At 63.9% G+C, this 12,904-nt stretch carries 13 protein-coding genes; 10 read left to right on the top strand and 3 right to left on the bottom strand.

Features of this window, described 5'->3' with window-relative positions:
- Nucleotides 1–3: 3 nt before the first annotated feature.
- The 3 genes from KBA32_RS13745 to KBA32_RS13735 all read right to left on the bottom strand — a co-directional run bounded on the left by KBA32_RS13745 (nt 4) and on the right by KBA32_RS13735 (nt 2,442).
- Nucleotides 4–771, bottom strand: coding sequence for an endonuclease/exonuclease/phosphatase family protein (locus KBA32_RS13745; RefSeq protein ID WP_294359844.1), 768 nt, complete (start codon nt 769–771; stop codon nt 4–6).
- 14 nt (nt 772–785) lie between these two features.
- Nucleotides 786–1,883, bottom strand: a complete 1,098-nt coding sequence (gene nadA / locus KBA32_RS13740) for a quinolinate synthase NadA (protein WP_294359842.1) — start codon at nt 1,881–1,883, stop codon at nt 786–788.
- 109 nt (nt 1,884–1,992) lie between these two features.
- Nucleotides 1,993–2,442, bottom strand: a complete 450-nt coding sequence (locus KBA32_RS13735; protein WP_294359839.1) for a rhodanese-like domain-containing protein — start codon at nt 2,440–2,442, stop codon at nt 1,993–1,995.
- Nucleotides 2,443–2,730: 288 nt separating this feature from the next.
- On the opposite strand from KBA32_RS13735, the gene glnA reads away from it, so the two are divergent.
- The 10 genes from glnA to KBA32_RS13685 form a co-directional block, all read left to right on the top strand.
- Complete coding sequence (gene glnA, locus KBA32_RS13730; RefSeq protein ID WP_294359837.1) at nt 2,731–4,146, top strand: type I glutamate--ammonia ligase; 1,416 nt, start codon at nt 2,731–2,733, stop codon at nt 4,144–4,146.
- Between the two features lie 31 nt (nt 4,147–4,177).
- On the top strand, nt 4,178–4,798 hold the full coding sequence (locus KBA32_RS13725) for a DUF4124 domain-containing protein (RefSeq protein WP_294359836.1): 621 nt from the start codon (nt 4,178–4,180) through the stop codon (nt 4,796–4,798).
- A 45-nt stretch (nt 4,799–4,843) separates the two neighbouring features.
- Complete coding sequence (gene glnL, locus KBA32_RS13720; protein WP_294359834.1) at nt 4,844–5,929, top strand: nitrogen regulation protein NR(II); 1,086 nt, start codon at nt 4,844–4,846, stop codon at nt 5,927–5,929.
- Nucleotides 5,930–6,003: 74 nt separating this feature from the next.
- Complete coding sequence (gene ntrC, locus KBA32_RS13715) at nt 6,004–7,422, top strand: nitrogen regulation protein NR(I) (RefSeq protein WP_294359833.1); 1,419 nt, start codon at nt 6,004–6,006, stop codon at nt 7,420–7,422.
- Nucleotides 7,423–7,583: 161 nt separating this feature from the next.
- The gene (locus KBA32_RS13710; RefSeq protein ID WP_294359832.1) at nt 7,584–7,877 is read left to right on the top strand and encodes a hypothetical protein; all 294 of its coding nucleotides are present in this window, start codon (nt 7,584–7,586) and stop codon (nt 7,875–7,877) included.
- Nucleotides 7,867–8,703 (top strand): biotin--[acetyl-CoA-carboxylase] ligase, encoded by an 837-nt coding sequence (locus KBA32_RS13705; RefSeq protein WP_294359831.1) that lies wholly within the window; start codon nt 7,867–7,869, stop codon nt 8,701–8,703. Before KBA32_RS13710 ends, KBA32_RS13705 begins: the two co-directional genes overlap by 11 nt.
- Nucleotides 8,700–9,431, top strand: a complete 732-nt coding sequence (locus tag KBA32_RS13700; protein ID WP_294359829.1) for a type III pantothenate kinase — start codon at nt 8,700–8,702, stop codon at nt 9,429–9,431. The genes KBA32_RS13705 and KBA32_RS13700 overlap by 4 nt, the downstream gene beginning before the upstream one ends.
- Before the next feature lie 96 nt (nt 9,432–9,527).
- Complete coding sequence (locus KBA32_RS13695) at nt 9,528–9,932, top strand: DUF350 domain-containing protein (RefSeq protein ID WP_294359827.1); 405 nt, start codon at nt 9,528–9,530, stop codon at nt 9,930–9,932.
- A 31-nt stretch (nt 9,933–9,963) separates the two neighbouring features.
- Entirely contained in the window at nt 9,964–10,986 is a 1,023-nt protein-coding gene (locus tag KBA32_RS13690; protein WP_294359826.1) for an SPFH domain-containing protein, read from the top strand.
- 31 nt (nt 10,987–11,017) lie between these two features.
- On the top strand, nt 11,018–12,904 hold a 1,887-nt coding region (locus KBA32_RS13685; RefSeq protein WP_294359824.1), incomplete at its 3' end, for a DUF4178 domain-containing protein.

Below are 12,904 nucleotides of genomic sequence, written 5' to 3'. Positions count from 1 at the left end.
GGTTTAGCGGCGTTTGCGGAGAAGGTGCGCCGAGAGCGCGGCGTGGTCGGAGATCTTCGACCAGGGCGAGCCGCTATGGACAGCTGCGCTGGCGACCGACAGGCCGCGTACGTAGATGCGGTCGAGGCGAAGCAGCGGGAGTTTCGCCGGATAGCTGCGTCCCGGCGCGTTGGCGTCGCCACCGGCACCGGCGAATACTTCGCTCAGACCGAGCCGTTGCGCCAGGAGTTCGTCGGCCTCGTTGCGCCAGTCGTTGAAATCGCCGGCGATGATCAGTCGTGACTCGGCCTCGGCGATGTCTTCGAGATACTGGGCGAGCGCATCCATTTGCCTGCGCCGCGAACGCGCGAACAGCGACAGGTGGACGCAGACGCAGTGCAGTGGCGGCTCTTCGGGCAGCTTGATCGAGCAGTGCAGCAGGCCGCGCCGCTCGAAGCGCAGATGCGTGACGTCCTGGTTGTGCGCGTGGACGATCGGGTAGCGCGAGAGAATCGCGTTCCCGTGGTGGCCGTGGTCGTAGATGACGTTGCGACCGTAGGCCGTCGCCTGCCAGACATCCTCGGCGAGAAAGTCGTGCTGCGGTTCCTCCGGCCAGTTGGCGATCGCCTCGGCGTGCCGCTCGTGCATGCCTTGCACTTCCTGCAGGAAGACGATGTCGGCGCCGAGCGCGCGCAACTGCTCGCGCAGCTCGTGCACCATCATGTGGCGGTTGAACTGGGAAAACCCCTTGTGGATGTTGTAGGTGACGATGTGCAGGTGAGTCTTTTTCACGTCACAGGCGACGCTCACGACGCGGCGAGCATCTTCTCCACGGCGAGTCGGGCGAGTTCAGCTTCGTGTTCCGGCACGCTGATCTGGTTGACGACGTTACCGTCGGCCAGGTTTTCCAGCGTCCATGCCAGGTGTTGCGGGTCGATGCGCTGCATCGTCGAGCACATGCAGACGGTTGGCGCCATGAACTGGACGATCTTGCCTTCGGGCTTCATCTCCTCGGCCAGCCGGTTAACGAGGTTCAGCTCGGTGCCGACCAGCCAGCGCGTGTTCGGTGCGGCTTCCTTGATGATCTTGACGATGTGTTCGGTCGAGCCGACGTAGTCCGACTGGCGGCAGACCTCGAAGCTGGATTCAGGATGCGAGATGACGAGTCCGTCCGGATGCTGGTTGCGGAACTTGAGGATGTGCGCCGGCTGGAACATCTGATGTACTGAGCAATGGCCTTTCCACAGCAGCAGCTTCGCCTTGCGGATCTGCTCCGGCGTCAGGCCGCCCATTTCGAGATCGGGGTCCCAGACGAACATCTCGTCGAGCGGGATGCCCATCTTGTAACCGGACCAGCGCCCAAGGTGCTGATCCGGGAAGAACAGGATCTTCTCGCGCTGACCGAAGGCCCAGCGCGCGATGTTCTCGGCGTTCGATGACGTGCAGACGATGCCGCCATGCCGGCCGCAGAAAGCCTTGAGGTCGGCCGCCGAGTTGATGTAGGTGACCGGGGTGAATACTTCATCCGCGTTCAGCACTTCATTCAACTCCCGCCAGCAGCGCTCGACCTTGGCCAGGTTGGCCATGTCGGCCATCGAACAGCCGGCGGCGAGATCGGGCAGGATCGCTTTCTGGTGCGGTTTCGACATGAAGTCGGCGACCTCGGCCATGAAGTGCACGCCGCAGAAGACGATGTGCTCGGCGTCGGTCTGCGAGGCGAGGCGCGAGAGCTTCAGCGAGTCGCCGGTCAGGTCCGCGTACTGGTAAACGTCGGCGCGCTGGTAGTGGTGGCCGAGGATGACGACGCGCTCACCGAGGCGCGCGCGCGCGGCGCGAATGCGCTCGTGGCAGGCGTCGTCCTGCAGATGGTTGAAGCGGTCAAAGGCGATGGTAGTGGTCTGCATTACAAAATCTCGAATGATCGTCGCGGCAGCGTCCCGATGAGCGGGAGACTGCCGCGACAGGAAATGGTTTCACTCCGTTGGCGCCGGGGTGCTGCGCGTCACCTCGGGTTCAGCTTTGCCAGGGCAGGCCGGCGTGTCGCCAACCGCCCGTTGTGCCGCGATGACCGGCGGCGTCCTTGTCGCCTTCGAAGCCTTCCAGCACGTTGTAGCTCTCGGTGTAGCCCGCTTCGTTGGCCAGGCACGCAGCGTTGTGCGATCGGGCGCCGCTGCGGCAGATGAACATGACCAGCGCCTCCGGATCGACCTGATGCTTGAGTTGCGCGAGGAAGCTGGCGTTCGGCTGATTGGTCGGATAGCTCATCCACTCGATCTGTTCGGCCCCGGGAATGCGGCCGACCCAATCCCACTCGGCGCGTGTGCGCACGTCCACGAGCTTGGCGCCGGGCGCCAGATTCCATACCTCGTGCGCCTCTTTTGGCGTCAGGGCACCAGCGTAGGGCAGACCGAGTTCGCGAGCACGGGTCCGGGCATTGTTCAGTAGTTCAGTGAGCTTTCCCATGGCGGTGACAATGTGGTTGTTACGGATCTAAAGTATAAACCCAGACGCGCGAGCGATCAGGGTGACCGCGGGCGATCTGGTCAGTGCAACGCCTTCCGTCCGCTAATGGTGCGTTTGCACTTGTTTGATGCACTGGTTTGGTGCTTCGGTTCCGGCGCAGGGCGCAAAATGCCCTGTGGCATGAACGACAGTTCGTGCTGCGTGGATTGGCATGGTTTCTGCTAACATCCCTTGCACCAATTTCTACTGTCGCCGGTGTCGCCGGCACTCGCTGAGGAGACTTTGCAAATGGCAAGCCCGCAAAATGTAATCAAGATGGTCAAGGAGAACGACGTCAAGTTCGTTGACTTCCGCTTTACCGACACCCGTGGCAAGGAGCAGCATGTGACCGTTCCAGTCTCTCACTTCGACGAGGATAAGTTCGAGAGCGGTCACGCCTTCGACGGCTCGTCGATCGCCGGCTGGAGAGGCATTCAGGCCTCGGACATGCAACTGATGCCTGACCCGTCGACGGCCTACATCGACCCCTTCTTCGACGAAACGACGCTGGTTCTGACCTGCGACGTGGTTGATCCGGCCGATGGCCGCGGCTACGACCGCGACCCGCGCTCGATCGCCAACCGCGCCGAGGCTTACTTGAAGTCGACCGGTATCGGCGATACCGCCTATTTTGGCCCGGAACCCGAATTCTTCATCTTCGACTCCGTCGATTGGAGCGTCGATATGTCGGGCTGCAGCCTGAAGATCTACTCGAACGAAGCGGCGTGGACAACCGGTGAAAAGACCGAAGGCGGCGGCGGCACGGGCCATCGTCCGACCGTCAAGGGCGGCTACTTCCCGGTGCCGCCGGTCGACAGCCTGCACGACATCCGCTCGGCAATGGTGCTCACCCTCGAATCGATCGGCATCCCGGTCGAAGTGCATCACCACGAAGTGGCGACTGCCGGTCAGTGCGAAATCGGTACCGTGTTCAGCACGCTGGTCAAGCGCGCCGACTGGACGCAGATGATGAAGTACGTGATTCACAACGTCGCGCACCAGTATGGCAAGACCGCGACCTTCATGCCGAAGCCGATCGTCGGCGACAACGGCTCGGGCATGCACGTGCACCAGTCGATCTGGAAGGACGGCAAGAACCTGTTCGCCGGCAACGGCTACGCCGGTCTTTCGGAGATGGCGCTCTTCTACATCGGCGGCATCATCAAGCACGCCAAGGCGCTGAACGCGATCACCAACCCCGGCACCAACTCGTACAAGCGCCTCGTGCCGCACTACGAAGCCCCGGTCAAGCTGGCCTACTCGGCGAAGAACCGTTCCGCCTCGATCCGCATCCCGCACGTTGCCTCCGACAAGGCGCGCCGCATCGAAACCCGCTTCCCGGATCCGATCGCCAACCCGTACCTGTGCTTCGCCGCGCTGATGATGGCCGGTCTGGACGGCATCCAGAACAAGATCCACCCGGGCGATCCGGCCGACAAGAACCTCTACGATCTGCCGCCGGAAGAAGACAAGCTGATCCCGACCGTGTGTGCCAGCCTCGAAGAGGCGCTGGCTGCGCTCGACGTCGATCGCGAGTTCCTCACGCGTGGTGGCGTCTTCTCCAACGACTGGATCGATGCCTTCATCGAACTGAAGATGGACGAAGTCAACCGCGTTCGCATGACCACGCACCCGGTCGAGTTTGACCTGTACTACAGTTGCTAAGCCTCCCCGCGCAGCAACAAAAAGGACGGGCTTGCCCGTCTTTTTTTTGTCCACCGGCGAGCAGGTGGCTGCGTTTGTAATTCATCGGACCATCCAATACACTGACATTCCGAGTCAAATCCCGATACGTTTGAGACGAATGGACGAGAGCACGATGAGCTTGCCAAGGATGTTTTTCGCAATCGCTTTGATGAGTCTGATGGCGCCGTCCGTGCAGGCGGATGTCATGTATCAGTGTGTCGATGAAAACGGGCACAAGTCGTTTTCCAACATCAAGTCGTCGGTCAAGGGCGCCAAATGCACGGCGATGGATCTTGGCGAGCCTGTCGCGGTGCCTATGCCGAAGGCGCCGGCCGCAAAAACGCCGACCCCGGCCAGTTTTCCGAAGGTTGACGACAGCGCCCAGAAGGCGCGCGATACCGACCGCCGCCGCATCCTGGAGGGTGAGTTCGCGGCTGAGCAGAAGAATCTGGAAGAAGCGAAGAAGACCTTGGCCGAGCAGGAGGCTGTCGTGCTGCCGGAAGAACGCCTTCAGGGTGGCGCCATCGCCGGCGGCAAGGTGCTCGAGCGCGTGCAGCCGTACAAGGACAAGGTCGCGCTGCATGAGCGCAACATCGAGGCGATCCAGAAAGAGATAGCCCGGCTGCCGTGATCGTCAATACGGCTGGTCATGGCGCGAATGTTGCTCCTGTCGGCCATGACTGATTCCACACATGATCCGCACAACCCGTTCGGCGGGCTGGACCTGCTGTCCTCGTCGGTCGTCCTGCTCGACGAAGACCTCCGCATCCGTTACATGAACTCGGCGGCCGAAAACCTGCTGGCACTGAGCAGCAAGGCCGTGCGCGGCATGCGCTTCGACAGCGTCGTCTTCTATCCGTCGACGCTGCAGGACGCGTTGGCCAACGCCTGCCGGCACGGCTGGAGCCATACGGGGCAGGCGGTCGAGATCAAGCGTAACGACGGCCTCCAGCTGCACCTCAACTGCACCGTCAACCCGACGGAAATCCCCGACGCGCGCCTGCTCGTCGAACTGTGGCCGATCGACCAGCAATTGAAGGCCACGCGCGAAGAGCGACTGCTCGAGCAGCAACTGGCCAGCCGCGAGTTGATTCGCAATCTGGCGCACGAGATCAAGAATCCGCTCGGTGGCATTCGCGGTGCGGCGCAACTCCTCGAACACGAGCTGAACAATCCGGGCCTGCGCGAGTACACGCAGGTCATCATCAAGGAAGCCGACCGCCTGCAGGATCTGATGAAGCGCCTGCTCTCGCCGCATCGGCCGATGCTGCCCGGGCCGGTCAATATCCACGAGATCCTCGAACGCGTGCGCAGCCTGTTGAAGGCCGAATTCCCGCAAACGCTGACCGTCTGCCGCGACTACGACACAAGTCTGCCGGATCTGGTGGGCGACCGCGAACAGCTGATTCAGGCGATCCTCAACATCGCGCGCAACGCGGCGCAGGCGATCAAGGCGCAATCGAACAGTTCGCCGGTGGTCGGCCAGATTACGCTGAAAACGCGCGTGGCGCGGCAGGTGACGCTGGCCAAGAAGCGGCATCGCCTGGCGCTCGAAGTGCAGGTGATCGACAACGGCCCCGGCATCCCCGACGACATTCGCGAGCGCATGTTCTACCCGCTGGTCTCCGGACGTGAGGGCGGCAGTGGGCTCGGGCTGACGCTGGCGCAGAGTTTCGTGCAGCAGCACCAGGGGACGATCGAGTGCGAAAGCCGGCCCGGCTACACCTGTTTCTCGATCAGGATGCCGCTCGGCGGCGCTTGAGGCCGTTGCGGGTCGGTTGATGGCAAGGTATTTGCTATAGCCTGCGCATACCATTCAAGAGGTGCGGAGATTCAATGAAACCCGTCTGGATTGTCGACGACGATAAATCGATACGCTGGGTGCTCGAAAAGACGCTGGCGCGTGAGCAGGTCCCGTTCAAGAGCTTCCCCTCGGCGAGCGAGGCGCTGTCGCAACTCGATCTGGGTGCCGAGCCGCCGCAAGTGCTGGTCTCCGACATCCGCATGCCCGGCGAATCGGGGCTGGATCTGCTGAAGCAGGTCAAGCTACGCTTCCCGTCCTTGCCGGTCATCATCATGACCGCCTACTCTGATCTCGACAGTGCAGTCGCCGCCTTCCAGGGCGGCGCCTTCGAATACCTGCCCAAGCCGTTCGACGTCGATCAGGCGCTCGAACTGATCCGTCGGGCGCTCGACGAGAGCATGCACCAGAGTGGTGCCCCCAGTGACGTCGGCCTGGTTCCGGAAATCCTTGGCCAGGCGCCGGCGATGCAGGAGGTCTTCCGCGCCATCGGCCGCTTGAGTCAGTCGAACGCGACGGTGATGATCACCGGCGAGTCGGGGACCGGCAAGGAGCTCGTCGCGCGGGCCGTGCATCGCCACAGCCCGCGCGCCGACAAGCCCTTCATCGCCATCAACACCGCGGCGATTCCGCGCGACCTGCTCGAATCCGAACTGTTCGGCCACGAGCGCGGCGCTTTTACCGGCGCGGCGACGCAGCGGCGCGGGCGCTTCGAGCAGGCCGAGGGCGGCACGCTCTTCCTCGACGAGATCGGCGACATGCCGGCCGAGCTGCAGACGCGGCTGCTGCGCGTCTTGTCGGATGGCAATTACTACCGCGTCGGCGGCCATTCGCCGATCAAGGCCAACGTGCGCATCATCGCGGCGACGCACCAAAACCTCGAGGCTCGGGTCAAGGAGAACCTCTTCCGCGAAGATCTTTTCCACCGCCTCAACGTGATTCGTGTGCGTCTGCCGAGTCTGCGCGAGCGGCGCGAAGACATCCCGATCCTTGCCCGCCACTTCCTGCAGAAGAGCGCGCAGGAACTGGGTGTCGACGCCAAGCGCTTCTCCGAAGCGGCGCTCAGGCATCTCTCGTCGCTCGACTTCCCCGGCAACGTGCGTCAGCTGGAAAACATCTGTCACTGGCTGACGGTCATGGCGCCGGGGCAGCAGGTCGATCTCGCCGATCTGCCGCCCGAGCTGCGCGATTCGGCGCCGACGGCAGTCGCCACGGACTGGGAAAGCGCGCTGGCGCAGGAAACCGACCGTCTGCTCGCCGGTGGCGATGGCTCGGTGCACGAGAAGCTGACCAATCGCTTCGAGCGCATCCTGATCGCGCGCGCGCTTGCGCACACCAGCGGGCGGCGTATCGAGGCCGCGCTGGCGCTTGGCATCGGGCGCAACACCATCACGCGCAAGATTCAGGACCTCGGCCTTGAGGGCGGGCGCGGCGACGAAGGCGAACACGCCTGAGCCCCATTCCTCGCCGGATTCGCGTGACTCAATCCGGGCGGCGCCGGGAGCAGGATAGAGAGTATTGAGCTTGGGCCGAATGGCGAATCGCCGTTCAGCGGGCTTTCCGGGATAATGGCCCCTCTGGTCCGCATCGGCGGGCCATTTGCGATGAAAAGCCCATGAAACCCATGACCTTCCCGCTGCTGCTGGCCGTCCTGCTGGCTGGTTGTGCCAGCGACTACACGCTGCTGCAGACCGACGATCAGTTCGCACACACGCGGCAGACGAATTACTACGCCTTCAATCATGCCTTCACCGATCAGGCCGAGGCGGCAGTGCGCACCAAAGCCGAGGCGCTGTGTGCGCGGCACAGTCTCGTGGCAGTGAGGACGTCGCGCGCCTGCTCGCTCAAGTCGTGCAGGGCGAACTACCAGTGCATGGACGCCGAGGCCGCGAAGTCGTATGCCCCCTGAGACGAACGGTCGCCTGATCGAACCGGCGCGTCTGCAGCCTTTGCTGGGCGACGCGCATGGCCGCTTCGATGTCGATTCGCTCGCCGAATGCGCGTCGACCAATTCCGAATTGCTCGCCCGCGCCGAACGGGGCGCACCCTCCGGCAGCGTGCTCGTCGCCGACCGGCAAACGGCCGGGCGCGGCAGTCGCGGCCGAAGCTGGCTTGCTTCGCCCGAAGCCAGTCTGACCTTTTCCCTGCTCTGGCGTTTCGACGGCGGGCTCGAACGCCTGTCCGGGTTGTCGCTTGCCGTTGGCCTGGCCGTCGTCGAAGCGCTCGAAGCCTGTGGCGCATCCGGGATCAAGCTGAAGTGGCCGAACGACATCCTGCATGATGGCGCCAAACTCGGCGGCATTCTCGTTGAGCTGCACAACGAGCTGCGCAGCGATGCCTGCGGAGGAGCAAACACGGCGATGGCCGTGATCGGCATCGGCCTTAACCTGACGCTGCCCGCGAACATCGTCAGCGCCGATGGCTTCGCCCTGCCGCCGGCCGCACTCGCGCGCGCAGTCCCGACCCCGCCCGAGCGCCACCAGTTGTTCGCGCAACTCCTGATCGCCCTCGCGCGCGTCCTTGATCGCTTTGCCGAGCACGGGTTCTCCGCGTTGCGCGCGCAATGGCAGGCGCGCCACGCCTGGCAGGATTTGCCTGTGCGCCTGCTGCGCGACGGCAGTGTGCTGAAGGAAGGCGTCTGCCTCGGCGCGGACGACGATGGCGCGCTGCTCGTACGTACCGCCGACGGTGTCGAGCGCTGCCTGTCGGGCGACTTGTCGATCCGGCCGCAATGACGACGCAGACGACGATTGCCATCGACGCCGGCAATACGCGCATCAAGTGGGGCGTGCATGAAGGCGCGCGCTGGGTCGAGCGCGGCGCGTTGCCGACCGGCGAGGCCGCGCGTTTGCGCGATTGCGCGGCGGGATGGCCGGCGGGCGCCCCGGTCGTGGCCTGCTGCGTGGCGGGAAAATTGGTCGAGGACGAGATCGCGAACGTGCTGGCCGGCCGCTTTCCGCCGGTGCGCTGGTTGCGCTCGAGCGCCGAGGCCTGCGGCGTGCGCAACCACTACGAGGCGCCTGAGCGTCTCGGCGCCGACCGCTGGGCGGCGATGCTCGGCGCGCGTGGGATCGTGCAGGGCGCGTGCCTCGTCATCTGCGCCGGTACAGCGACGACGGTCGACTGGATCGATGGCGGCGGCGAGTTCCGCGGCGGACTGATCCTGCCTGGCGTCGACCTGATGCGTTCCTCGTTGGCGCGCAACACGGCGCAGCTGCCCTTCGCCGATGGCCGCTTCCAGCTCGCGCCGCGCAATACCGCCGACGCCATTTTCAGCGGCTGCCTGTACGCGCAGATCGGCGCCATCGAGCGCATGTACGCGGCGATGCGCGACGAGTCGGAGGCGCTCTGCCTACTGACCGGCGGCGCGGCGCCGTGCCTGGCGCCTCACTTGAGTGTTCCATTCCAATTGATGGAGAATCTGATCCTCGATGGATTGGTGCGCTACGGCGCCTCAGTGTAGTTTCCTGCGGAGCGTCGGGGCCGTGGCTAGAATGACCAGCCCCTGTTCCTGTATCGAATCGCGCGGCACCGATCAATCGCGCTCAGGAGAAATGCCATGCTGCCCAAAGTGCTGGTTTCGCTTCCCGCCTTCTTTGCCTACTTTGTTGTCGCGCTCGCGCTGATCGCGGCCTTCCTGCTCGTCTATCTCAACGTCACGCCCTACGGCGAGATCGAACTGATCCGCCAGGGCAATACGGCGGCGGCGATCAGCCTGTCGGGCGCGCTGATCGGCTTCGCCCTGCCGGTCGCCAACGTTATTGCGCATAGCGACACCTTGCTCGATCTCGCGGCCTGGGGCGCGGTGGCCGGTATCGTCCAGATCCTGGCTTACCTGTCGATGCGACTTTCCCTGCCGCGCCTCGCGCAGGATATTCCCGCCGGCAAGGTGGCGTCGGCGATCTTCCTCGCCGCAGTCTCGCTGACCGTTGGCCTGATCAACGCGGCGTGCATGACTTACTGATACCTCGATCGCAGTCCTTCTGGAGAACGAAATGGCAATCATGGATTTCATCAAGAAACAGTTCATCGACGTCATTCACTGGACCGAAGAGAGCGATGGTGTGCTCGCCTATCGCTACCCGATGCAGGATTTCGAAATCCAGAACGGCGCGCAGCTCACGGTGCGCGATTCGCAGATGGCCGTCTTCGTGAATGAAGGCCGCGTTGCCGACGTCTTCGGCCCCGGGCGCTACGTGCTCAATACGCAGACGCTGCCGGTGCTGACCAACCTGATGAACTGGGACAAGCTGTTCGACTCGCCCTTCAAGTCCGACGTCTACTTCTTCTCGACCCGCCTGCAGCTCGACCGCAAGTGGGGCACGCCGAACCCGATCACGCTGCGTGACAAGGACTTCGGCATCATCCGCATGCGCGCCTTCGGTATCTACGCCTACAAGCTGGCCGATCCGACGAAGTTCTACAAGGAGATTTCCGGAACGCGCGACCGCTACGGCGTCGACGACCTCGACGGTCAGCTGCGCAATACCGTGATCGCGGCGATGACCGACCTCTTCGGCGACTCGGGCGTTTCCTTCGTGGACATGGCGTCCAACCAGGATGCCCTGGCTCAGGCGCTGACCTGGAAGATGAAGCCGGTGTTCGAGCGCTACGGACTGTCGCTCGACAGCTTTGTCGTGCAGAACATCTCTCTGCCCGAAGAACTGCAGAAGATGCTCGACAAGCGCATCAGCGTGAACATGATGGGTGGCATGCAGGCCTACACACAGCTCCAGACCGCCGATGCCATACCTCTTGCGGCACAGAACGAAGGCGGCATGGCCGGCATCGGCGCCGGTCTGGGCGCCGGCATGACCATCGGGCAGGGCATGGCGCAATCGATGGCGCAGGCCATGCAACCGGGAGCCGCGCCCGCTCCGGCACCTGCTCCAACGGCGGTGAGCGCCGACGAGGTCGTCGCCACGCTCGAAAAGCTGCACGGGCTGGTGAGCAAGGGCATCCTCTCGCAAGCGGAGTTCGACGCCAAGAAGGCCGAGTTGCTGGGCAAGCTGGTTTGACGCACCGGCTTTTGCGTCCGACCGGCCGACCGTGAAAACCGCCCACTGTCCTTCCTGCGGCGCGCCGGTCGCTTTTCGCTCGGCGTCGTCGCTGTACGCCGTCTGCGAGTTCTGTCGCAGTACGCTGCTGCGTGACGGCGAGGCGCTGAAAAACCTCGGTCGCATGGCCGAGCTGATGGACGACCCGTCGCGTATCCAGCTCGGTACGGAAGGCAGTTTCCGCGGTACGCACTTTGCCGTCATCGGCCGCATCCAGCTCAAGTACGACGCCGGGCTGTGGAATGAGTGGCATCTTCTGTTCGGCGACGGGCGCAGCGGCTGGCTATCGGAAGCCGGCGGCGAGTACGTCGTCAGTTCTCTGGTGCCGGTCGATACCGAGCTGCCGGCGTTCGAGACGCTCAAGCCCGAAATGCCGGTGACGATCGCCGGCCGCATCTTCTTCGTTGCCGACCTGCAGACAGCGCGTTGCATTGCCGGGGCGGGTGAACTGCCGTTCAAGGTCGAGTCCGGCTACGACGTGAACACGGCCGACCTGCGCGGCAACGACCGTTTCGTGACGATCGACTACAGCGAAACGCCGCCGCTCGTCTTCGTCGGTTATCCGGCGCAGTTCGACGAACTCGGTCTGGCCAACCTGAAGGTGGACGGCGACGCTTCGCCGGGTTCAGTCGTCAAGGCGACCGCCTTCAACTGCCCGCACTGCGCGGCGCCGCTCACCATCCATTCCGGCGCCATCGAGAGCATCGGCTGCGTGAGCTGCGGTTCGATCCTCGGTGTCGAGAACGACAAGGTGCGGTTGCTCGCACAGGCCGCACAGCAGATGAAGGTCGTTCCTTGGCTGCCGCTCGGCAGCAAGGGTACGCTGAATGGGGTCGCGTGGGAGGCGATCGGCTTTCTGCGCCGCAGTACCCGCTCGGAAGGCGTCGAGTACGCATGGTCGGAATACCTGTTGTTCAATGCCGAAGCGGGCTTCGCCTGGCTTACGGAGTACCAAGGCCATTGGAACTTCGCCCGTACCTTGCCCAAGCCGCCCACGGTTGCGCGCGGTCAGATGTCGTTCTCGTACCAGCGCAAACTGTTCAAGCGCTTCAGCGCCGGCATGGCGGAAGTGACCTACGTCGAAGGCGAGTTTTACTGGCGCGTGTCGATCGGCGAGTCGTGCCTTGTCGAGGATTTCATCTGCCCGCCGCGCATGCTCTCGCGTGAGCTGACGGACAAGGAGGTGACGTGGTCGGCGGGCGAGTACCTCGAACCCGAGGCCTTGTGTGCGGCGTTCGGGATTACGGCGCTACCGCCTAAGCGCATCGGCGTCTATGCCAACCAGCCGAACCCGTTACACGAGCGCCATCGCAAGGTATGGCAGCTGTTCTGGCCGCTGGCGCTGGCGGCGACCTGCGTGCAGCTCTTCTTCGTCTTCTTCGTCTCCTCGCAAGTTGTCCTCAAGCAACCCCTCGTGCTGTCGGCGGCCAATGACGAGGCGCTGACGACCAGGGAGTTCGTGCTGGATGCGCCGGTCCGCTCGCTGCGCGTGAAGCACCGCACGGACGTTGACAACAACTGGATCGGGCTCAACACGACGCTGGTCGAGAAAAACTCTGGCGAGGCGTACCAGGGTGCGCAGGAGATCAGCTATTACAGCGGCAGCGAGGGCGGTGAGCGCTGGAGCGAAGGCAGCCGCGACGACGCGATCTCCTTCCGCAACGTACCAGCCGGCACCTACTACCTGAATGTCGAGTACGAGCTGGGCGGCGATCGCAACGTCAACCCGCGCGTTGTCGATACGATCGAGGTCATCGGCAACCCGGTGCCGTGGTCGAACTACGTGCTGGTGATCCTCTTCCTGCTGGCTTTCCCGCTCTTCTCGCGCTGGCGGCGCAACGCCTTCGAGGCGGAGCGCTGGAGCGAGAGCGATCTCGGC

The organism is Propionivibrio sp., from assembly GCF_017995515.1.
In the GTDB taxonomy this organism is placed as follows: Bacteria; Pseudomonadota; Gammaproteobacteria; order Burkholderiales; family Rhodocyclaceae; genus Propionivibrio.
The sequence above is the reverse complement of the archived record's forward strand: the minus strand, read 5'-3'. Positions and strand labels throughout refer to the sequence as shown.